The sequence below is a fragment of the Limnochorda sp. LNt genome (assembly GCF_035593265.1).
In the GTDB taxonomy this organism is placed as follows: Bacteria; Bacillota; Limnochordia; order Limnochordales; family Geochordaceae; genus Geochorda; species Geochorda subterranea.
Window position 1 is genome coordinate 1774842 of the sequence record NZ_CP141614.1, and the last position, 20881, is coordinate 1795722.

General features: G+C 72.0%; 19 protein-coding genes and 1 other RNA gene. All 20 read right to left on the reverse strand.

The genetic code is table 11. The features are described 5' to 3' along the window. Positions 1-4: 4 nt before the first annotated feature. The 20 genes from ssrS to VLY81_RS08570 all read right to left on the reverse strand — a co-directional run bounded on the left by ssrS (position 5) and on the right by VLY81_RS08570 (position 20844). Positions 5-201, reverse strand: a non-coding RNA gene (ssrS, locus tag VLY81_RS08475) — 6S RNA. Positions 202-300: 99 nt separating this feature from the next. Continuing rightward, positions 301-2136, reverse strand: coding sequence for an aspartate--tRNA ligase (gene aspS, locus VLY81_RS08480; protein ID WP_324667732.1), 1836 nt, complete (start codon positions 2134-2136; stop codon positions 301-303). After that, positions 2067-3389 carry a histidine--tRNA ligase gene (gene hisS, locus VLY81_RS08485; protein ID WP_324667733.1) on the reverse strand — a complete coding sequence of 441 codons (1323 nt, stop codon included), beginning with the start codon at positions 3387-3389 and terminating at the stop codon, positions 2067-2069. Before hisS ends, aspS begins: the two co-directional genes overlap by 70 nt. A 43-nt stretch (positions 3390-3432) precedes the next feature. Continuing rightward, positions 3433-4986 carry a SurA N-terminal domain-containing protein gene (locus VLY81_RS08490; RefSeq protein WP_324667734.1) on the reverse strand — a complete coding sequence of 518 codons (1554 nt, stop codon included), beginning with the start codon at positions 4984-4986 and terminating at the stop codon, positions 3433-3435. A gap of 72 nt (positions 4987-5058) precedes the next feature. After that, a complete protein-coding gene (dtd, locus tag VLY81_RS08495) occupies positions 5059-5502 on the reverse strand; it encodes a D-aminoacyl-tRNA deacylase (RefSeq protein WP_324667735.1) in 444 nt (147 codons plus the stop codon). A 17-nt stretch (positions 5503-5519) separates the two neighbouring features. Then, the gene (locus VLY81_RS08500) at positions 5520-7742 is read right to left on the reverse strand and encodes a RelA/SpoT family protein (RefSeq protein ID WP_324667736.1); all 2223 of its coding nucleotides are present in this window, start codon (positions 7740-7742) and stop codon (positions 5520-5522) included. Between the two features lie 30 nt (positions 7743-7772). After that, a complete protein-coding gene (locus VLY81_RS08505) occupies positions 7773-8306 on the reverse strand; it encodes an adenine phosphoribosyltransferase (protein WP_324667737.1) in 534 nt (177 codons plus the stop codon). A gap of 51 nt (positions 8307-8357) precedes the next feature. Continuing rightward, complete coding sequence (recJ, locus tag VLY81_RS08510; protein ID WP_324667738.1) at positions 8358-11087, reverse strand: single-stranded-DNA-specific exonuclease RecJ; 2730 nt, start codon at positions 11085-11087, stop codon at positions 8358-8360. A gap of 24 nt (positions 11088-11111) precedes the next feature. After that, complete coding sequence (locus VLY81_RS08515) at positions 11112-11519, reverse strand: lipopolysaccharide assembly protein LapA domain-containing protein (RefSeq protein WP_324667739.1); 408 nt, start codon at positions 11517-11519, stop codon at positions 11112-11114. 14 nt (positions 11520-11533) lie between these two features. Beyond that, entirely contained in the window at positions 11534-13210 is a 1677-nt protein-coding gene (locus tag VLY81_RS08520) for an ABC1 kinase family protein (protein ID WP_324667740.1), read from the reverse strand. 34 nt (positions 13211-13244) lie between these two features. After that, positions 13245-14210 carry a protein translocase subunit SecF gene (gene secF / locus VLY81_RS08525; protein ID WP_324667741.1) on the reverse strand — a complete coding sequence of 322 codons (966 nt, stop codon included), beginning with the start codon at positions 14208-14210 and terminating at the stop codon, positions 13245-13247. Further along, positions 14207-15424: a protein translocase subunit SecD gene (gene secD / locus VLY81_RS08530; protein ID WP_324667742.1), complete on the reverse strand. Its 1218-nt coding sequence runs from the start codon at positions 15422-15424 to the stop codon at positions 14207-14209. Before secD ends, secF begins: the two co-directional genes overlap by 4 nt. Before the next feature lie 107 nt (positions 15425-15531). Next, positions 15532-16215 carry an HD domain-containing protein gene (locus VLY81_RS08535; protein ID WP_324667743.1) on the reverse strand — a complete coding sequence of 228 codons (684 nt, stop codon included), beginning with the start codon at positions 16213-16215 and terminating at the stop codon, positions 15532-15534. Positions 16216-16222: 7 nt separating this feature from the next. After that, complete coding sequence (gene yajC, locus VLY81_RS08540) at positions 16223-16534, reverse strand: preprotein translocase subunit YajC (RefSeq protein WP_324667744.1); 312 nt, start codon at positions 16532-16534, stop codon at positions 16223-16225. Further along, on the reverse strand, positions 16531-17679 hold the full coding sequence (gene tgt / locus VLY81_RS08545) for a tRNA guanosine(34) transglycosylase Tgt (protein ID WP_324667745.1): 1149 nt from the start codon (positions 17677-17679) through the stop codon (positions 16531-16533). The genes yajC and tgt overlap by 4 nt, the downstream gene beginning before the upstream one ends. Next, positions 17676-18722 carry a tRNA preQ1(34) S-adenosylmethionine ribosyltransferase-isomerase QueA gene (gene queA / locus VLY81_RS08550; RefSeq protein ID WP_324667746.1) on the reverse strand — a complete coding sequence of 349 codons (1047 nt, stop codon included), beginning with the start codon at positions 18720-18722 and terminating at the stop codon, positions 17676-17678. The genes tgt and queA overlap by 4 nt, the downstream gene beginning before the upstream one ends. Positions 18723-18905: 183 nt before the next feature. Then, positions 18906-19280, reverse strand: coding sequence for a hypothetical protein (locus VLY81_RS08555; protein WP_324667747.1), 375 nt, complete (start codon positions 19278-19280; stop codon positions 18906-18908). Next, entirely contained in the window at positions 19277-19465 is a 189-nt protein-coding gene (locus tag VLY81_RS08560; RefSeq protein WP_324667748.1) for an anti-sigma factor domain-containing protein, read from the reverse strand. The genes VLY81_RS08555 and VLY81_RS08560 overlap by 4 nt, the downstream gene beginning before the upstream one ends. A 40-nt stretch (positions 19466-19505) precedes the next feature. Continuing rightward, entirely contained in the window at positions 19506-20285 is a 780-nt protein-coding gene (gene sigI, locus VLY81_RS08565) for an RNA polymerase sigma-I factor (protein ID WP_324667749.1), read from the reverse strand. 148 nt (positions 20286-20433) lie between these two features. After that, positions 20434-20844, reverse strand: coding sequence for a cytidine deaminase (locus tag VLY81_RS08570; RefSeq protein WP_405001234.1), 411 nt, complete (start codon positions 20842-20844; stop codon positions 20434-20436). Between the last annotated feature and the right edge of the window lie 37 nt (positions 20845-20881).

Below are 20881 nucleotides of genomic sequence, written 5' to 3' on the forward strand. Positions count from 1 at the left end.
AGGCAAAAACCCCGCCGTGCCGCTGGGGCTACCCGTGGATGAACCCGGCGCTCTGCAAGGTGGGTGCCCTCCTGCGGGTTTGCGGGCTACTGCCACCCAAGGCGTCGGCAGCCTGCCCTCCGCCCGCAGAGCCCGAGCTCCCCATGTGATGGTGTTGGCTCATCACGTTAGGTAGCTTCACCACGAACACGGCAGGGCCGTCATCGTTGCCCGCTCGTGGGGCTCCCGAAGCCGGCCTCATCATATCACACGGCCGAACGCGCCAGCAAGGCGTCCCGGGGTGGCCCCGCTGACCGCAGCTCAGCCCTGCACCGGTACCGTGGGGCGGATGTGGGCTTCGCGGAGCTGCCGCTCCGAGATGGGTGCGGGGGCGCCGGTCAGGGGGCAGATGGCCTGGGCCGTCTTGGGGAAAGCGATGACGTCACGGATGGTGTCGCGCCCGGCCAGCAGCATGACGACCCGGTCCAGCCCCAACGCGATGCCGCCATGGGGCGGCGGCCCGTACTCGAAGGCCTCCAGCAGGAAGCCGAACTGGCGGCGCGCCTCCTGCTCGTCGAGCCCCAGCACGGCGAAGAGCCGCTGCTGCACACCGCGGTCGTGGATGCGGATGCTCCCGCCGCCCAGCTCCACCCCGTTGAGCACCAGGTCGTACGCGCGAGCCCTCACGCCGCCCGGGTCCGCCTCCAGGCGGTCCAGATCGTCGGGCCTCGGCGACGTGAACGGGTGGTGGCGGGCCTGCCACCGGCCCTCCTCGTCGCTCCACTCCAGCAGGGGGAAGTCGACGACCCAGCACAGCGCCCACTGGTCCTGGGGGATGGCGCCGTGGGCCTGCGCCACCTCCAGACGGGCGCGCCCCAGCGCCGTCGCGGCCCGCTCCTCCTCGTCAGCGGTGACCAAGATCCAGCCCGCCGACTCCTGCGCCGCCAGCTCCAGCAGCGCCTGCCTCTCTCGCTCGCCCAGGTGACGGGCGACGGGCGAGCGCAGCTCGCCTCCCTGCACGACCGCCCACGTCAGGCCCTTGAGACCCAGCTGCGGCGCCCTTTCCACCCATTCGTCGAGCTCGCGCCTGGAGAGGCTCAGCGTGGCGGGCAGCGTCAGCGCCTTGACCCGCTGGCCCCTCGCCACCGCCTCTGCGAAGATGCGGTAGGAGCTGCCCTCGAAGGCTGCCGTCAGGTCGTGGAGCCGCCCCGGCGCCCGCAGGTCCGGCTTGTCGGAGCCATAGCGGGACATGGCCTCGGCGTAGGACAGCCGGGGCAGCGGCAGCGACAGACGGATCCCCAGCAACTCCTCGAACAGCCGCGCCATCAGACCCTCGGTGAGGCTCAAGACGTCCTCCTCGTCCACGAAGGCCATCTCGACGTCGAGCTGGGTGAACTCGGGCTGGCGGTCCGCCCGCAGGTCCTCGTCACGGAAGCAGCGAGCGATCTGGTAGTAACGGTCCAGCCCGGCCACCATCAGCAGCTGCTTGAACAGCTGGGGCGACTGGGGGAGCGCGTAGAAGTGACCGGGATGAAGGCGTGACGGCACCACGAAGTCGCGGGCCCCCTCCGGGGTGGAGCGCGTCAGCATGGGGGTCTCGACCTCGACGAAGCCGTGCTCGTCCATGTAGCCGCGGATGATCGCGTTGACCCGATGCCGCAGGCGCAGCAGCTCGAGCATCCCGGGCCGCCGCAGGTCCAGGTAGCGATAGCGCAGCCGCAGCGCCTCGTCCACGTCCGTCTTCTGATCCACCGGGAAGGGCGGCGTGGCCGACGCGCTGTAGCGGATCAGCCGGCTCGCCACCACCTCCACCGCACCCGTGGCCAGGTTGGGGTTTTCCATCCCGGGCAGGCGGCGGCGCACCTCGCCGGCCACCCCGATGCAGTCCTCGCTGCGCAGGCGCTCGGCCAGCGCGAAGACCTCCCGACCGGCGTCGGGGGTGACCACCACCTGGACGATGCCGCTGCGATCCCGCAAGTCGATGAAGATGAGCCCGCCGTGGTCCCGGCGCCGCAACACCCAACCGTCGAGCCCCACGACCTGCCCGGCGTGCTGCTCCCGCAGCGTGCCCGCCTCGTGCGTCCGCTTCAAGAGGGTGCCGTAGCCCTGCTCCGCCATGGCTCTCTCCTCGAATCCGTCTCCTCCGTCGCCAGCCATCTCGCCAGGAGCGCGTCGATCCCGTCGGCCGACACCTGCTCCTGCTGCCCGGTGCCGAGATGCCGCACCACGTAGGGCCTCGCCGCCTCGTCTTTGCCCTGGTCGCCGCCTACGATGACCGCGACCCGGGCGCCCGCCCGGTCGGCCAGCTTGAGCTGCGCCTTGAGGCTGCGCCCCTGGTAGTCGACGTCGGCCCGCAGGCCGGCGCGCCGCAGGCGGTACAGCAGCCGCAGCGCCTCCTCGCGCCCGCCCTCGCCCTCGGAGGCCACGAAGACGTCGAGCCAGCCCGGCTCCTCCAGCGGCTCGCCCGCCTCCGAGGCGGCCAGCAGGGCCCGCTCCATGCCCGAGGCGAAGCCGACCCCGGGCGTCGGCTTGCCGCCCAGGGTCTCCACCAGTCCGTCGTAGCGCCCGCCGCCGGCGACCGCGTTTTGCGCGCCCAGGTCCTCCGACAGCACCTCGAAGACGGTGCGGGTGTAGTAGTCGAAGCCTCTCACCAGCCGGAAGTCCAGCACGTGCGGCACCTCCAGCCGGTCCAGGTGCGCGCGCAGCGCATCGAAGTGCGCCCGGCACTGGTCGCACAGCGAGTCGACCGCGTTCGGCGCGTCCTGGGTCACCTCCCGGCAGGAGGGCACCTTGCAGTCGAGCACCCGCAGGGGGCTCCGCTCGAGGCGCCGCTGGCAGCTCTCGCACAGCTGGTCGGCCCTGGGACGCAGGTAGGCCAGCAGGCGCTCGCGGTAGACGGGGCGGCACCGCGGACAGCCGATGCTGTTGAGGTGCACCTCGAAGCGCCGCAGCCCCATCCGGCGGAAGATTTCGATGGGCAGGACGATGACCTCGGCGTCGAGGGCGGGGTCGGCCGAACCCAGCGCCTCGGCCCCTATCTGGTAGTGCTGGCGGAGCCGCCCGGCCTGGGGCCGCTCGTAGCGAAACATGGGGCCGATGTAGAAGACCTTGACCGGCTGCGGCCACAGGTGCATGCCGTGCTCGATGTAGGCACGCGCCACCGGCGCCGTCCCCTCGGGACGCAGCGTGATGCTCCGCCCCGAGCGGTCCTCGAAGGTGTACATCTCCTTCTCGACGACGTCGGTGGCCTCTCCCACGCCCCGGCTGAAGAGCTCCGTGTGCTCGAAGATGGGCGTGCGGATCTCCCGGTATCCGAAGGAGGTCATCACCTCGCGGGTGATGGCCTCCAGGCGCAACCAGGCCGCCGACCGGCCCGGCAAGACGTCCTGTGTCCCACGGGGCGCCTTCATCTCCATGGTGCCCGGCGTCGCTTCCCTTCGGTGGATGAGACGGCTAGCGCTGCTCCGGAGCCGCGCCGTCCTGGGTGGCGCCGCCGGACGACGCCTCCGGCTGCGGGCTGGCGTCGGCGGACGCCGCGTCGTCGCTCGCCCCGCCCGACTGGGAGCCCTGCTGCTGCTCCTGGAGCCGCCGCAAGAACTCCTCCTGCGCCCGCCGCTGCTCCTCCAGCACCTGCTGGATCTTCTCCAGCTCCTGCTCCTCGCGCTGGGCATCCTCGTCGAGCCCCATGCTGCGGAAGAGCATGTAGAGGGTCAGGTGCATCTGCATGTCCATGGGCGCCAGCGACGAGGCCTTGCGCAGGGCCCCGGCCGCCTTCTCCTTGTCACCCTTCTGCTGGTACACGTTGCCCAGTGCCAGGTGGAGCACCGGGTCGCTCGGCGCCAGCTCCGTGGCGCGGGTCAACGCGGCCAGGGCGTCGTCGACACGCTGCAGCTGCAGCAGCGCCACGGCCTTGCCGTACTGCACGTAGGCGTCGTCGGGGTAGACCCGCGCCGCCTGCTCGTACAGCTCCAGCGCCCGCTCGGCGTCGCCCCGCCCGAGCGCGTCGCGGGCCGCCAGCTGCGGGTCGAGGATGGAGACCTCGGCGCTGTTGCGCAGGTCGGCGAACCACCGGGCGAAGTGCTCGTCGGCCTTCTCCTGCCGGATCTGCTCCGCCAGGGCAGGCTTGGCCCTCTCGAACTCCTCGCCCGCGGCCGCCTTGCGCTCGATCACCTGGATGACGTAGTAACCCTCGTCGGTCTCGATGGGGTCGGAGACGGCGCCGGGCTCCAGATCCCAGGCCACGGCCTCCACCGGCTCGGGCAGCACGTCGTGACCGACGAAGCCCAGATCGCCACCCGACTCCCCGCTCATCTCGTCGTCGGACTGCTCCCGCGCCACCTCGGCGAAGTCGGCACCCCCGCGGATCCGCTCCACGAGCTTCTGAGCACGCGCCAGGGCAGCTCGGGTATCGGCCTCGGCGGTGCTCGCGGGCCGCACCAGGATCTGGCGCAGCTTCACCTGCTCGTAGGCCCGCGCCACCTCCTCGTCGGTCACCTGCAGCTGCTCGGCCAGCTTGGCCTGGAGCTTCTCGGCCATGAGGCTCTCCTCGATGGCCTTGCGCAGGTCGGCCTCGGTCATGTTGCGCAAGCGTAGCTGACGCTCGTACTCCGACCGGGAGGGAAAGGCGTCACGGATGCGGGACAGCCGGTCGTTGACCTCGCCACGGCCCACGCGGATGCCCTCGTCCCGGGCGGCCTGCAGCAGCAGGCGCATGGCGATGAGCTGGTTGAGGGTCCGGTACTTGATCTCCTCGATGTCCGTCGGCCGCACCGAGCCCTGGACCTGCTCGTACGACCGCAGCTGGTCGAGATAGGCCTGCTGGAAGGTGGCCATCGCGATGGCGTCGCCGTTGACGTGTGCGATGGCGGCCTCCGCGCCGCGGTCGCCCTGCACGGCGGGGATGCCCACGTAGGCCAGCGTCACGGCGAAGGCCACCGCGACCGCGATGATGATCCACTTCATCTGGCGGCGCAGCCGCTCCATGAACATGTCCGCTCGCAACCCCACTTCCCACCGGAACAGGCCCATTCTATCCCCGGCGCCCGCGGGGCGTCCAGGGCCGGGCCCGTCGGCTCGGGCCTACCGCCGGCGCTCGACGACCAGCGTGACGGGCCCGTCGCACTCGACCAGCACTTGCATGGACTGACCGAAACTCCCGGTCGCCACGGGCACCCCCCGGGCCGCCACCGCCTCCTTGAGCGCCTCCAACCACGCCCGGGCCTCCGCGGCGGGCGCCGCTCGCTCGAAGCCGGGTCGTCTGCCGCGGCTGGCGTCGCCGGCCACGGTGAAGTTGGAGACCAGGAGCACCGACCCCTGCACGTCGGCCACGCTGCGGTTGAGCCGGCCCGCCTCGTCGTCGAAGATGCGCAAATGGACCAGCTTGTCGGCCAGCCATGCCACGTCGGAGTCCGTGTCGTCCCGCTCCACGGCGACGAAGGCCACCAGACCCCGCCCGATCTCGCCCACCGGCTGACCGTCGACGATGACACGGCCCCGGCTGACCCGCTGCACCACCGCTCGCACCAGAACGCGGCCTCCCTCTACGGCCGGGACTCCCCGGCGCCGGAGGGGACGGGCTCGGCTCGTCGCACGTCGATGATGCCCTCCACCTTGCGGACGCGTCGCACCACGTCGTCGAGGTGGTCCATGCCGCCCACGTCCACCACCACGTGGATGATGGCCAGGTGCTGGCGGGTCGTGCGGGTCTGGACCGCCTCGATGTTGGTCTTGCCGTCGGAGATGGCGTTGATGACGTTGGAGAGGAGGTTGACCCGGTCGTGGGCCTCGATGCGCAGCTCCACGGGGTAGACCGCGCCGGGGACCCGGTTCCATCGGACCTCGACCCGGCGCTGCGGCTCGTCGACCAGTGTCTGCACGTTGGGACAGTCGGCCCGGTGCACCGAGATGCCGCGCCCGCGCGTCACGTAGCCCACGATGGGGTCGCCCGGCACCGGGCTGCAGCACTTGGAGAAGCGGATCAGGACGTTGTCGGCGCCCTCGACGCTGACGCCGACGGTGGCCGGCGTCGTGCGACCCTGGCGCGCCCCCGCCCCCTGCAGGCGCTGCTGGCGAGCCCGTGCCACCAGCTCCTCGCGCCCCACCAGCCGCCCCAGGGCGTGCATCGGGGAGATGCGGCCGAAGCCGATGGCCGAGTAGAGGTCGTCGACGCCGGCCAGCCCGTATCGGCGGGCCACGGAGGCCAGGGCGTCGTGGCGGGAGGCCTCGGCCAGGTCGATGCCGAAGCGCTTGGCCTCCCGTTCCAACAGCTCCCGCCCTCTCTCGACGCTCTGCTCGCGGCGGGCCTCCTTGAGGAAGCTGCGGATCTTGCTCCGGGCCTTGGAGGTCTTGACGAACTTGAGCCAGTCCTGGCTTGGCTGGCCGTGCTTGGCCGTGACGATCTCGACGATCTCGCCGTTGCGAAGGCGGTAGTCCAGGGGCACCAGCCGGCCGTTGACCTTGGCGCCCGAGCAGCGCAGCCCGATGTCGGTGTGGACGGCGAAGGCGAAGTCGACGGGGGTGGCGCCGGCCGGCAGGCTCTTGACGTCGCCCTTGGGCGTGAAGACGAAGACCTCGTCCTCGAAGAGGTCGATCTTGAGGGTCTCCATGAACTCGTGGGGATCCTGGTCCTTCATCTCCCGGAGCCATTCCATCACCTGCCGCAGCCACGCCACCTTGGCGTCGAAGGCGGTGGCCGACCGCCGCTCCTTGTACAGCCAGTGGGCGGCGATCCCGCGCTCGGCCACGTCGTGCATCTGCTGCGTGCGGATCTGCACCTCGAGGGGCTCGCCCCGGGGCCCGATGACCGTGGTGTGCAGCGACTGGTACAAATTGGACTTGGGCATGGCGATGAAGTCCTTGAAGCGGCCGGGGATGGGCTTCCAGAGGCTGTGCACCATGCCCAGGACGGCGTAGCACTCCTTGACGTCGTTGACGATGACCCGCACCGCCATCAGGTCGTAGATCTCGTCCAGGGTGCGCCCCTGGGTGCGCATCTTCTGGTAGATGGAGTAGAAGTGCTTGGGCCTCCCCTGGACCCGGCCGTCGATGCCCATCTCCCGCAGCCGGGCCCGCAGGATCTCCATGACCTCCTCGAGCTCGCCCTCGCGCTCGGTGCGCTTCTTGGCCACCGCCTGCACGAGCTGGTAGTAGGCGGTGGGGTCCAGGTACCGCAGCGCCAGGTCCTCCATCTCCCACTTGATCTGCCAGATGCCCAGGCGGTGGGCCAGGGGGGCGTAGATCTCCAGTGTCTCCTGCGCCACCTTGCGCTGGCGCTCCGGAGGCAGGTGGCGCAGCGTGCGCATGTTGTGGAGGCGGTCGGCCAGCTTGATCAGCACCACCCGCAGGTCCTCGGCCATGGCCAGGAACATCTTGCGGAGGTTCTCGGCCTGCTGCGCCTCCCGGGATTGGAACGGGATCTTGCTCAGCTTGGTGACCCCGTCCACCAGGCGGGCGATCTCCGGCGTGAAGGCCTGCTCCAGCTCCTCGACCGTGACGGGGGTGTCCTCCAGCACGTCGTGGAGCAGGCCCGCGGCGATGGTGGCCACGTCCACCTCCAGGTCGGCCAGGATGCGCGCCACCTCCACCGGGTGCAGGAAGAACGACTCCCCCGAGTCGCGCAGCTGGCCGGCGTGGGCCTCCCTCGCGAATCGGTAGGCCTTGCCCAGCAGCTCCGTCTCCACGGAGGGATGGTAGGCACGCACCCTCTCGATGAGAGCCTCGAGCGGCGCATCCAACGCCGCGGCCGCCTGCACGCCGCTACTCATGACCGACCCCGATGGGCCCGGCCACCTCCCCTATGAATCGTAGCGCACCAGCGCCAGGATGCGATCCGAGTCGAAGCCCATGGCCTCCAGGCGCTGACGTCCTCCCAGGTAGGCGAGCTCGATGAGGAAGGCGAAACCGACGATCTGGGCCCCCAGCTGCTGGACCAGCCGAGCCGCTGCCCCCATGGTGCCGCCCGTCGCCAGGAGATCGTCCACCATCAGCACGCGCTGACCGGGCGCCAGCGCGTCCTTGTGGATCTCCAGGGCGTCCATCCCGTACTCCAGCTCGTACTCGACGCGGATCTTGTCCGCCGGCAGCTTGCCCGGCTTGCGGATCAAGACGAAGCCGGCGCCCAGCTCGTAGGCCAACGGCGAGCCCAGGGCGAAGCCGCGGGACTCCACGCCCACCACCATCTCGATCCGCTCGTCCCGGAAGCGGCGGGCCATCGAGCGGATGATGTAGGCCAGGGCGGCCGGGTCTCGCATGACGGTCGTGATGTCCTTGAAGCTGACACCCGGTCGGGGGAAGTCGGGGATCTCCCGAATGAGCGCTTTCAAGTCCATGCGTGCGTCCAGACCTCTTTTCCTCAAGACCCGCAGACCACGGGTGGCCGGTCAGGCGGAGCGTCCCGGGGCCGTGGCGGCCCCGTCCTGCCACCAGATCGTCGCCGCCTCCGAGAAAGCCCCCTCGAGCGCCTGTTGCCAGAGGCGACGGGCCTCGATGAACTCATTATAGCGAGCGGACCGCGTCAGGTCGAGCTTTACGCCCGCTCTCACCCCCTTCCACCGCCATCCGCGCCCGCCGGCGGCCCGCTCGACCACCCCCAACTCCTCGAAGACCGCGATCGCGTTGGCGACCAGCGCGGCCGACAGACGCGGACGGCTGCGGGGGTCCAGCACCCCCAGGGAGCTCGCGAGCTGGCCGGGGTCCTCCGGCAGGTCGGGACCGGCCACGCTGGCCTGAGCGGTCAGCAGCCGGTAGAGGTGACGCAGCGTCTCGAGGTCGGGCAGCGGGGCCAGCCACCGCTCCTCGGCGCGCTGGCGCTGCCGCTCACCGTAGGCCAGCACCAGCCGCCGCACGGCGCCCGACGAGACGAGACGGGCCCAGGCCCACGGCGAGTCGGGCAGCTCCCACACCCAGAGTTCGACGGGCCCCGGCAAGCTCGCCAACACCGCGGGCGTCCAGGTGATCAGCACGGCGGCACCATCACCCAGGAGGCCGGCGGGAGCGGGGATCTCCTCGGGCCGGCCCGCCCATGCCACCCGACCCGCCAGGTGGGGAGCGTGCCGCCAGCCCGCCGTGCACAGCCGCAGGGCCGCTTGCCCGTCGCCCACGGCCACCACCACCGGCGTGGCGCCGGCTGCACCGGTGAGGCTCGCCACCGGCGTGCCTTGCGGGCTCCACTCGCCCCACGCGCCGTGCGGGACCTCGTCGGCCAGGCCCCGACGATCCTCCACGACCGGCGGCGCCACCGGGCCGCGGCGCTCCCCTGCCGCCCGGGCGCCCACCACGGCCTTCGCGACGGCCGAGACGTCGGCAGGGCCGCACACCGCAGGGGCCCTGCCACCCCCCACCGCGACGGGGGCGGCCCACGCCCACACGATGCGCGGCACGGCGCCGTCCGACTCTCGGATGGCCAGGGCCCGCATCTCGAGCTCGCCCCATCGCCCCCGGCGTGGTACGAAGGCGACGTCGATCCCGCGCCCCGCCTCGCGTGCCCGCTCCACCACCGGCAGCCACTCCTGGGCCCGGCCGAAGGCGATGACGCCGGCCTCCACCCCCGTCTCCGGCTCCCGCACCACCAGACGCAGGTGCCGGCCGTCCTGGCCCACGGGGCGCGCCTCCAGCGGGAGCAGGGCCGCGGCACCCAGCGCGGGCCGGGGGTTACCCTCGCCATGGGGCTCCAGCATCGCCAGCTGATCGGCCAGCTCCGGCCCCACATCGGCCAGGGAGACCCACGCATCCAGATCGACGCGGCTGGCGTACGGCCCCCTCCAGCGGGCCCCCACCGCCTCGACCAGGCGCTCCCGCAGGGCCGGGACATCCTGGCTCGCCATGGAGAAACCCGCCGCCATGGGGTGTCCGCCGAACTTGACGAAGAGCGGCCCGCACGCGGCCATGGCCTCGTAGAGGTTGACATCGGGGACGCTGCGAGCCGATCCCCGGGCCTCCTCCCCCTCCAGGGCGATCACCACCGCGGGACGCGCGAAGCGCTCCACCAGCCGGGAGGCCACCACGCCGACGACGCCCGGGTGCCAGCCCTCGCCGGCCACCACCACCACGGGAGGGTCGCCGGCCTCCACCTGGCGCTCGGCCTCCGCCACGGCCTGCTCCAGGATGCGCCGCTCCATCTCCTGCCGGGCGCGGTTGGCGGCGTCCAGCCGCTGGGCGGGCTCGGCGGCCTCCTCGGGCGATCGCGCCAGCAGCAGCGCCAACCCTACCGAGGGATCGTCGACGCGACCCGCCGCGTTGAGCCGCGGCGCCAGGATGAAGGCGATGTGGTAAGCATCGACCTCCGCCGTCGAGATGCCGGCCACCGAGGCCAGGGCCTGCAGACCCGGCAGCGGCCGGGCGCGTAGCCGCTGCAGCCCCTCCCGCACCAGGCGACGGTTTTCGCCGGTGAGGCTCACGACGTCGGCCACGGTGCCGATGGCCGCGAGCTGGACCAGCTCGTCCACCTCGGGGTCGCCCGGGCGGTCGGCGAAGGCCAGCAGGGCCATGGCCGTGTGATAGGCGAGACCGGCCGCGGCCATCTCCTCGCCGCCGGGCAGGCCGGTCATCCGGTGGGCCGCCACCACCGCGGCGGCCGGGGGCAGTCGAGGCCCCGGCTCGTGATGGTCGACCACCACCACGTCCAGGCCGTGCCGGGAGGCCTGCCGGATGGCCGACATGGCCGTCAGGCCGCAGTCGACCGCTACGACCAGGCGGACGCCCCGCCCGGCCATCTCCACCAACACGTCCTCGTGCAGCCCGTAACCCTGGGAGAGACGGTGCGGGATGAAGGGCCGCACCTCTGCGCCGAGGCGGCGCAGGGCGCGCACGAGGATGGCCGTGGCCGTCTGCCCGTCGGCGTCGTAGTCGCCGTAGACCACGATGGGCTCCCGGCGCCGCACGCCCTGCAGCATGCGCCAGGCCGCGGCCTTGACGCCCGGCAGCCGCCACGGGGCCGACGCCCCGTGAGCCGGCGCCAGGAACTCGCGGGCGGCCGAGACGTCCCCCATCCCGCGGTTGAGCAGGAGCTGACCCACCAGGGGGTGCAGACCCAGCCGGCTCGCGAGCCGCCGAGCCCGGACGGGGTCCGGACTGGGAGCGTGCCACGAGGCCGCCGCGCCGACCTCAGCCATCCGCCTCGCGCCGCCCCGACGGCCTCAACGGCCGGACCCCTCGGCATCGGCCAGGCTGCCTGCCGGCGGCGCCGGACCAGCCTCCGACGATGCCGGCGCATCCTCACGGCCCGGCCCCTCCTCTTGGGTCCCCTGGTGGTCGAGCCGGCTCGCGAGGCGGTCCCGCTCCGCCTCGAGCCCGGCCAGGCGCACCTCCAGCCGCCGGATCTGGCGTGCCAGCTGACGGCTCCGCAGCCTCAGCCGCAGGTCGTCGGCGCCGACCAGGAGCAAGACGGCGGCCGCTCCCAGGGCGGCCGCGATCACCGAGAGCCGCCCCACGTCCGTCTGCCAGGTCCAGGCCAGGAAGCTGACCGTCACGCCCTGGGGGTTTTGCAGGGCGAAGGCGGCCACCACCAGGATCACCAGCACCGATGCGACTGCCAGCACTGTCACGGCTACTCGCTCCTTCACAGCCGTCCCGATCGCCAGATGGCCCAGACCAGCACAGCCGCGGCCAACATGGAGGCCGTCACCGCCCCCGCCGCCAGGACGGGTACACCCAGCAGCTTCGGCGACGGCTGCCCCCACATCACCCCGCCGGCCACGGCCAGTCCGGCGGCCAGCACCGCCAGCGCGAGCCGGTTGGCGGCCCGCTCGGCCCGTCTCAGGGCGGGATGCGTCTCCTGGCCCAGCCGCAGGCCCAGCGTCAGCCGCCCGGCTTCCAACTGCTCGAGGAGGCGGTCGACCCTCTCCGGGAGGGTACGGGTCACCTCGACGAGCTCCTGCACGTCGTCCACCGCCGCGGCCAGGTGCGAGCCCGGTCGCAGGCGACGCAGCCAGAGCCTCCGGGCGAAGGGCACCGCCACCTCCAGGGCGTTGAAGCCGGGGTCCAGGGTGCGGGCCAGGCCGTCCAGGATGGTCAGCGCCCGCGCCAGCAACAGAAGCTCGCCCGGCAGGCGCAGGCGGTGACGGGCCACCATCTCCAGCGAGTCCGCCACCACCTCACCCAGGGAGAGCTCCCGGATGGGGCGACCGTAGTTGCGGGCGATGAGGTCCTCCAGGTCCCGCTCCAGCGCCGCCCGGTCCGCCGTGGGCGGAACGATGCCCATCCGCCGCATGCTTCGCACGGCGCCCCTGGGGTCCTGGCGCACCGCCGCCATGAACGTGCGGGCGATCTGCTCGGTCAGCTCGGGCCGCAGCGAGGCCACCATGCCGAAGTCGAGCAGGCCCAGCTGGCCCCCGGGCAGCACCAGGAGGTTACCGGGGTGGGGATCCCCGTGGAAGTAGCGGTCCACCAGGACCATCTTGAGGAAGATCTCCGCCCCGGTCCGCGCCAGCCGGCGCCGGTCCACGCCCATGCGCTCCAGGGCGTCGAAGTCGGTGATGCGCGCGCCGCGCAGACGCTCCATGGTCAGGACGCGCGCGCTGCTCCGGTCGACATACACGCGGGGGATGCGGATGCGGCCGTCGCCCCGGAAGTTGCGCCGGAATCGCTGGATCTGCCTCGCCTCGACGCGGTAGTCCAGCTCGCGTCGCATGATGCGGGCAAACTCGTCGGCCAGCTCGACGGGATCGAAGGGCAGCGGGCCGAGGCGTTGGGCCGCCAGCCGTGCCAGGTCCTGGATGATCTCCAGGTCGGTGCGCACCGTGGCCTCGACGCCCTGACGCAGCACCTTGACCACCACGGGCCGCCCGTCGGGGAGCTCGGCGCCGTGCACCTGCCCCAGCGAGGCCGAGGCCAGCGGCTCGGGGTCGACGTCGCGAAAGAGGCGCTCCAGCGGCGCCCCCAGCTCCTGCTCGATGACGGCCCGGATGGCGTTAAACGGCTGGGGCGGCACCTGGTCCTGCAGGCGAGCCAGCTCGTCCAGGTACTCCCGGGGCAGCAGGTCCGCCCGCAGGCTGAGCACCTGCCCCAGCTTGACGAAGGTGGGCCCCAGCTCCTCCAGGGCCTGCCGAAGGTGGACCGGGCCCGGCACGACCGGCTCCCTGGGGCGCCGGCGGGGCCATGGGCGGCGCAGCCCCACGGCGTCGGCGACCACGGCGAACCCGTGGCGCCCCAGCACCTCCAGCACCTCGCGATAGCGGCGCAGGTGCCGGAGCCGCCTCCCGAAGACGCCAACCCCCACGCCCTCGGCCCCGCTCATGGGTCCACCCCGCTCCCGGGGCCGGCGCTCTAGCTCAGGCGGCCTCGCTCACATGGGCCGCCCTCCGGCGCTCGTCCGCCGTCCTCCACATCACCCACAGCGCCGCCGCGACGAAGACGGTCGAGTACGTCCCGGCCAGGAGGCCGACGAAGAGGCCCAGCGAGAAGTCCCGCAGCGTGGGGCCGCCCAGGAGCAGGATGGCGAGCACCACGGCCAGCGTGGAGCCGGATGTGTTGATGGTGCGCGGCAGGGTCTCGATGATGGCCTCGTTGGCCAGGCGGTCGAAGTCGCGCCGGCGCCTCGACTGCGCCAGCCGCTCCCGGATGCGATCGAAGATGACGATGGTGTCGTTGACGGAGTAGCCCAACACCGTCAGCAGGACGGCCACGGTCGAGACGTTGACCTCGAGCTGCAGGAAAGAGTACAGCCCCGCCACGACCAGGGCGTCGTGCAACAGGGCCACGATGGCCGAGATGCCAAACCGATGCTCGTAACGAAGGGTGACGTATACCAGGATGCCGCCTATCGCCAGGAGCAACGCGAAGAGGGCCTGGGAGACCAGCTCGCGCCCCACGACGGGCCCGACCACCTCGGTGCGGCGGTCCACCACTTCACCGAAGCGCGCCTCCAGCGCCGCGTCGATCCGCTGCACCTCGGCCTGGCTGAGAGGGCGGGTACGGATCAAGACGGCCCGACCGCCATCGAGCGGCTGGACGCTGACGCCGCCGAGGCGCAGATCCGCCAGCGCCTCGCCCCCCAGCACCTCCTGCACCTCCTGGGCGGTGACAGGAGAGGGCAGCGCCCGCTCCAGCAGCGTGCCCCCCGTGAAGTCGATCCCCAGGTTGAAGCCCCGGATCACGAGGGAGCTCAGCGCCAGCGCCATCACCACGCTGGCGATGATCAGGTAGATCGCACGATATCGCATGAGGTCGTAGACATGCCGGGCCGGCCGGTCCACGGCCGCCCCCGCCGGTGCAGCCGCCGCTCGTGCCCCCCTCATCGGGACATCGCCCCTCCCGGCAACAGTTGACGGGCCGCCCGCTCCGGATCGCGCGCCACGTACAGGTCGAGCAACAGCCGGGTCAGCACCACCGCAGTGAACATGCTGACCAGGATGCCCAGGCTCAGCGTCACCCCGAAGCCCCGGATGGGGCCGGTGCCGAAGTAGAAGAGCGCCGCGGCCGCGATGAGGGTCGTGATGTTGCTGTCCAGGATGGTGCGCAGCGAACCCCGGAAGCCGTCCTCCACCGCCGCCCGCACCCGCTTGCCCTCCCGCAGGCCCTCACGGATGCGCTCGAAGATCAGCACGTTGCCGTCGACGGCCATGCCGGCCGACAGCAGCACCCCCGCGATGCCCGGCAGGGTCAGCGTCGCCTGGAGGGCCACGACGGTCGCCATGAGGATGAGCACGTAGGAGGCCAGCGCCAGGTCGGCCAGCCCGCCCGGCAGGCGATAGTAGAGCAGCATGTACAAGAAGACCAGCGCCACGCCGATGATGCCGGCACGGACGCTGCGTTCGATGGACTCCTGCCCCAACGTCGGCCCTACCGTCCGGACCTCGGCCACCTCGAGCGGCACCGGGAGCGCGCCAGCGTTGAGCTGCACGACCAGGTGCCGGGCCTCCTCGATGGTGAAGTCGCCCTCGATCTGGGCCCGCCCTCCGCTGATGGGCGTGCGCACCACCGGCATCGAGATGGGCTCGCCGTCCAGCAGGATGGGGAGCACCTGCCCGACGTAGCGGGAGGTGGCCTCCTCGAACTTGCGGGCAGCCTCCGGCTTGAACTCGATGGCGACGGCCGGACGGCCGAACTGATCCTGGGTCAGGCTGGCCCGTGCCAGATCGGCCCCGGTCAGCAGGGTCTCACCGGTGGGACTCTTGAACTCCAACAGCGCCGTCTTGCCGATGGTCTCGATGGCCTGCTCGGGGTTGTCGATGCCGGGCAGCTCCACGATGATGCGGTCTTGGCCCTGGCGCTGGACGATGGGCTCGGTGACGCCCAGTCCATTGACGCGTCGCTCCACGACCGCCAGCGCCCGGTCCATCGTCTCGTTGTCGACACGCTCCGTCCCCGCAGAGGGCTTGGCCTCCAGCACGACGTGCGTGCCGCCTCGCAGGTCCAGCCCCAGGCGGATGGGACGCGTCAACAGCAGGAGAGTCGAGACGGCCAGGACGGCCAAGATGAGGACGATTCGCCACAAGTTGGCCCGTATCACGCGAACGGCCTCCTCGTCGTGCGCCTCTCCCCGTCTTGCGCCGGCGCACGCGCACAAGCGTGATTATAGCCTCGTGCCGAGCCCGGTGTCAAAGGCGATGCCAGGGCTTACAGGAGCCTGACGCCGTTCATCTCCAGCTCGAAGCGGCATCCCAGGAACTCCGCGGCGCGCCGGCACATGAGCATCCGTGTCAGGAAGATCTCGAAGTACTCCATCAACGGTACGATGGTCGTGTCCACGGCCAGCTCCAGCCGCGCCACCTTGGCCTCCGCATCCACCCGCAGAAAGGAGCGGGTCACCGCGTAGTTGACGCGGTCGTGGATGTCGAAGCGGGCCGGATCCCGTATCTGCACCCGGGTGCGGTGCACGTCGCTCTTGTCGGCCAGGATCAGGGCCGCCGAGACCACGTTGACGGGCTGGCCCACGCCCTCCTCGTGGTTGCCCACCGCCCCGGCCACGGTGGCGATCTCGTCGGGATCCATCCCCAGCTCCCGCAGGATCCCCACCAGGATGGCCGCGCCCACCTGGCCGTGGGCCTCGCGGGCGATGGCGTTGCCGATGTCGTGGGTGTAGCCGGCGATCTCGGCCAGCTCCGCCTCCCGGCGGCTGCGGCCCAGGTGCGCCAGCACGTTGTAGCTCACCCGCGCCACCAGCTCCGCGTGGCGAGAGCCGTGCTCCGTGTACCCCTGGGCCGCCAGGTGGGCATTGGCGGCCCGGACCAGGGCCCCGACCACGGGATGAGCCCTCACCCGCTCGAGCGTGACTCGCTCGCCCGCGCCCGACTCGGCCACCGCTCGGCTACGCCTCCTCCTTGCCTTTGACGTAGCTGACGCCGGAGCGGTTGACCCGGACCTCCACCTTCTCCGCGATGCGCAGCGTCAGCGTGTCGTCCTTGATGCCCGTGATCTCGCCGTGGATGCCGCCGATGGTCACGACGCGGTCGCCGCGCTTGAGCGATTTGAGCATCTGCTCCCGCCGGCGCTGCTGCTGCTGCTGAGGTCGCCAGATGAGCAGGTAGAAGAAGACGAACGGGATGGCCAGGAACAGGATCAGCGTCAGAAGGCTGCCTTGCGCCTGCTGTTCGGCTGCGGCCAGAGCGACGACGTTCATGTCTCGGGTTCCCCTCCCTGTCCTCGTGGGCTGAATCGCTCCAGGATCCATGCGCGCAGCTCCGGCAAGCTGTCATCGGCGATGGCCCGGCGGATGGACTCCATGAGCCGGACGACGAAGCGCACGTTGTGCAGGGTCGTAAGCCGCATCCCCAGCATCTCGCCCGCCTTGAGCAGGTGGCGGATGTACGCCCGGCTAAAGTGGCGGCACGCGTAGCAGTCGCACGCCGGATCCAGCGGCCCGAAGTCACGGGCGTAGGGCGCGTCCCGCACGATGAGGCGCCCCTCGGACGTCCAGACCGCGCCGTGCCGTGCCATGCGCGTCGGCAGCACGCAGTCGAACATATCGTACCCGCGCGCCACCGCCTCCACCAGCACGTCGGGGGAGCCCACCCCCATCACGTAGCGAGGGAGGTGGTCGGGCAGCTGGGGCTCCAGGGCCTCCAGCACCTCGTACATCAGCGGCTTGGGCTCGCCCACGCTGAGACCGCCGATGGCGATCCCGTCCGGCTCCAGCGCCAGCACGGCCTCGAGGCTCGCCCGGCGCAGGTCGGGGTACACACCTCCTTGCACGATGCCGAACAGCGCTCGCCCGGCCGGGTCCCCGGCCGCCTGGCGTTCGAACGCCTGCCGGCTGCGGCGTCCCCACATAGCGGTTCGCCTCGCGGCGGCCTCTACCTCTTGCCGCGACGCCGGGTAGCCCACCAGCTCGTCCAACACCACCACCACGTCGGAGCCCAGGGCCCACTGGACCTCCACGGATCGCTCGGGCGTCAACAGCCACGCCGAGCCGTCGAGGTGCGATCGGAAGTGGATGCCCTCCTCCGTGACCCGCCGGCGCTCCGACAGGCTGAAGGCCTGGAAGCCGCCGCTGTCCGTGAGGATGGGATGAGGCCAGGCCATGAATCGGTGCAGCCCGCCGGCCTGACGCACCACTTCGGCGCCGGGGCGCAGCATCAGATGGTAGGTGTTGGCCAAGATCATGCGCACCCCCGCCGCCTCCAGCTCGTCGGGCGAGAGCCCCTTGACGGAGCCCTGGGTGCCGACGGGCATGAAGACGGGCGTGGGCACCTCGCCATGAGGGGTCACCAGTCGCCCCAGCCGGCCCCGGGTGCGGCCGTCGCGGTGCTCCACCACGAAGCTCACGGCAGGATCAACATGGCGTCGCCCAGGCTGTAGAAGCGGTAGCGACGGGCCACGGCCTCCCGATAGGCGGACAGGATGCGCTCGGTGCCGCCGAAGGCACAGACCAGCATCAACAGCGTCGACCGGGGCAGGTGGAAGTTGGTGATCAAGACGTCGACCACCCGGAACCGGTAGGGCGGGTGGATGAACAGCCGCGTCCAGGCCGATCCAGGCCGCACGTCGCCCGTCTCTTCGGCCGCGCTCTCCAGAGCCCGCACCACCGTCGTGCCCACCGCCCAGACCCGCCCACCCTGCTGGCGGGCCCGGGCGATGGCGTCGGCCGTCGCCGCCGGCACGGTGAAGAACTCCTCGTGCATGACGTGCTGCTCCACGACGGGTGCCCGCACCGGCCGGAAGGTACCCACGCCCACGTGCAGCGTCAGGCTCACCACCTCGACGCCCACCTGGCGGATCCGTTCCAGCAGTGAGGCGGTGAAGTGCAGCCCGGCCGTCGGGGCCGCGGCCGACCCCTCCTCCCGGGCGTACACCGTCTGGTAGCGCTCCGGGTCGTCGAGGGGACGGCGGATGTAAGGCGGTAGCGGCACCGTGCCGATACGCGCCAGCACCTCCGACACCGTGCCGTCCCGGCTGGTCAGCTCCACGAGCCGGCCGCCATCCGCCGTACGCTCCAGCACCCGCACCCGCAGCTGGCCGTCGCCGGCCTCCATCTCCTGGCCCGCCGGGGCTCGCCGGCCCGGCTTGACCAGCGCGTGCCAGATCTCGGCCCCCTCCGGGCGTCGCTCGACCCGCCGCAACAGCAGCAATTCGACCCGCCCGCCCTGGGGCCGCCGCCGGGCCCACAGGCGCGACCGCATGACGCGGGTGTCGTTGAGGACCAGCACGTCGCCCTCTCGCAGGTACTCCACTACGTCCCGGAAGTGGCGGTGCTCCAGCCGCTCCCCGGTGCGGCGCACCACCAACAGGCGCGAGCTGTCCCGCGGCTCGACGGGCGACTGCGCGATGAGCTCGGGCGGGAGCGCGTAGTCGAAGGTGGCCGGATCCATTCAGAACTCGGCCCGCAACCGCAACAGGGGAAGGCTATCCGTACGCCCCGCCCGTGCGGGGTCGGACGCCGGACGTGGCGCGGCCGAGCCCGTGACACCGACGGTCACGGCGCTGGCCCCTGCCGCTGTCCCGGCACCCGGGCCCCGAGGAGCCGTCCACCGTCGCCGGCCGGCCCGGCCCGCTCACGCCTGCAGGGACGGACTCGGCGCTGCTGGCCCCGCGCCGTCTCGCCGGCACCGGCGCCCAGCAGGGCGCGGCGCACGGCTCGGCCAGACCCAGGCTCTCCTCAGCCTCAGGTCGCCGCAGGGTGAGCGTGGCCGCCGCTGCCACTCCACCGAGACCGACAGCCGGGGCGCCTCCCGGCTCTCGACGATGTGGATGGCCGGTGCGCTGGGACCCGTCGCCTGCACCGTCGCCGGCGCCGCGGCGCGCGGCTGGCGTCGGCCACCGCCCCGACCATGGTGCCGGGCGAGGCGGCCCCGGTGCCAGCGGGCCCAGCCCCGCAGGTAGACCGCGGCAAACAGGGCGCCGGCCGCGCCGAAGGCCAGGGCGGTCACCGCCGCCGCCGCTGCCAGCCGCCCAGCGCGGCGCGCAGGCCCTCCCACATCCGCACGTCAGGCTCGCCCCAGGCCTCGTCGCCCGGGCTGGCCCCGCCCCTCAGGCGTACCCGGACGAACTGCCCGTCCGATGTCAGCAACACCGCGCGCTCCTCGCCCAGTCGCTCCAGGACCAGGCCTCTCACCCGGCTCAAGCCCATCCCCCTCGAGCCTCGCGATGCGCCCTCAGCGCATCAGGTACTCCCGCAGGTGCGGGTAGTTGCCGCTCAGGATCAACGCCAGCGCTATGATATACTTTCGCTGGCGCTCCAGCGTCTTGCGGCTCACCCCCGCCACCGCCTCCAGCTCCTTGAGTGGCAGGTTGCCCCGCCGCACCACCTGCTCGCACAGCTCCGGCTTGTCGGCCAGCAGCCGTGCCACGGCCAGGGCTCGCTCTCGGGCGTCGCGGTGGCGCGGCGTGCGATCCACCAGATCTTGGAACGCGATGCCCAGGGACCTGAGCTGGTGAGCGAGGCGCTGGATCTCCTCACGCCGCTCCCGCGCCAGAACCTCGTCCTCGAACTGGCGGTGCGCCTCGCGGGCCTCGACCTGCAGGAGCGGGTCGTCCGACGCCTCACCGTCCTCCCCCTCCAGCGCCAGGCTCGACAGCGGCACCTCCTGCCGCCGGCTCGACTCGCGCCGGAAATAGTCGATGAGGCGGCGCCGGATCACCATCTCGGCGAAGGAGAAGAAGGACCGGCCGCCTTGCTGACGGTAGGAGGTGATGGCCTCGTCGAAGGCCATCATGGCCACCGACGCCTCGTCGTCCTGGCCGGCGCGGACGAAGCGGCCGCTGACGGATGAGGCCGCCCGCATGATGAAGGGGCGGTACGTGGCGATGAGCCGCTCACGGGCCTCCCGGTCGCCTTGCTGCGCCTGTCGCACCAGTTGCTGCAGGCGGATGGCCGCGGCAGCCTCGCCGGTCGTCTCGACGCTCTCGGTGAGCTTGTCCAACGAAGAAGACACGTGCGCGACCCCTCACTCGGACGTCCCGTGCGGCCATCCCATCGGCCTGGCCCGCCCCGACGGCCCCGAGGCGGCGACCGTACTGGGCTACTTTTAGACCTCTCGCCCCGAATACCTGCCCGCCGAAGCGCGGCCCGGGACGGGCCTGTCACCGCCCGTCGAGCTGGCTCCTGCCGAACGCCTGGGGCAACAGCTCGGCCAGCCGGAAGTGCCACCGCTGCCGCCCGTTGTCGATGACGACGGGCATGTCCTGGGCGAACTCCGTCAGTACCTGGCGGCACGTACCGCAGGGCGTGGTCGGGGATGAGGTCTCGGCCACCACGGCCACGGCCACCAGACGCCGGCGGCCCGACGCCACGGCCTGGCCCACCGCCACCCGCTCCGCGCACAAGGTGGCACCGTAGACGGCGTTTTCGACGTTGCACCCCGAGAAGACCTGGCCGTCGTCGGCCATCACGGCCGCCCCGACGGCGAAGCGCGAGTACGGCGCGTAGGCGTGCCGGCGCGCCTCCCACGCCGCCCGGACCAGTCGGTCCTCCTGCTCGGCTGTCAGTTGCACCCTCGCCCCACCTCCCGAGATGTGTCGCCCGCCTGCG

Coding starts and splice junctions, on each gene's coding strand:
- aspS (WP_324667732.1), bottom strand. CDS start 2,136: ATGGCTGGCGACGGAGGAGACGGATTCGAGGAGAGAGCCATGGCGGAG.
- hisS (WP_324667733.1), bottom strand. CDS start 3,389: ATGAAGGCGCCCCGTGGGACACAGGACGTCTTGCCGGGCCGGTCGGCG.
- VLY81_RS08500 (WP_324667736.1), bottom strand. CDS start 7,742: ATGAGTAGCGGCGTGCAGGCGGCCGCGGCGTTGGATGCGCCGCTCGAG.
- VLY81_RS08505 (WP_324667737.1), bottom strand. CDS start 8,306: ATGGACTTGAAAGCGCTCATTCGGGAGATCCCCGACTTCCCCCGACCG.
- recJ (WP_324667738.1), bottom strand. CDS start 11,087: ATGGCTGAGGTCGGCGCGGCGGCCTCGTGGCACGCTCCCAGTCCGGAC.
- VLY81_RS08520 (WP_324667740.1), bottom strand. CDS start 13,210: ATGAGCGGGGCCGAGGGCGTGGGGGTTGGCGTCTTCGGGAGGCGGCTC.
- secF (WP_324667741.1), bottom strand. CDS start 14,210: ATGAGGGGGGCACGAGCGGCGGCTGCACCGGCGGGGGCGGCCGTGGAC.
- yajC (WP_324667744.1), bottom strand. CDS start 16,534: ATGAACGTCGTCGCTCTGGCCGCAGCCGAACAGCAGGCGCAAGGCAGC.
- queA (WP_324667746.1), bottom strand. CDS start 18,722: ATGGATCCGGCCACCTTCGACTACGCGCTCCCGCCCGAGCTCATCGCG.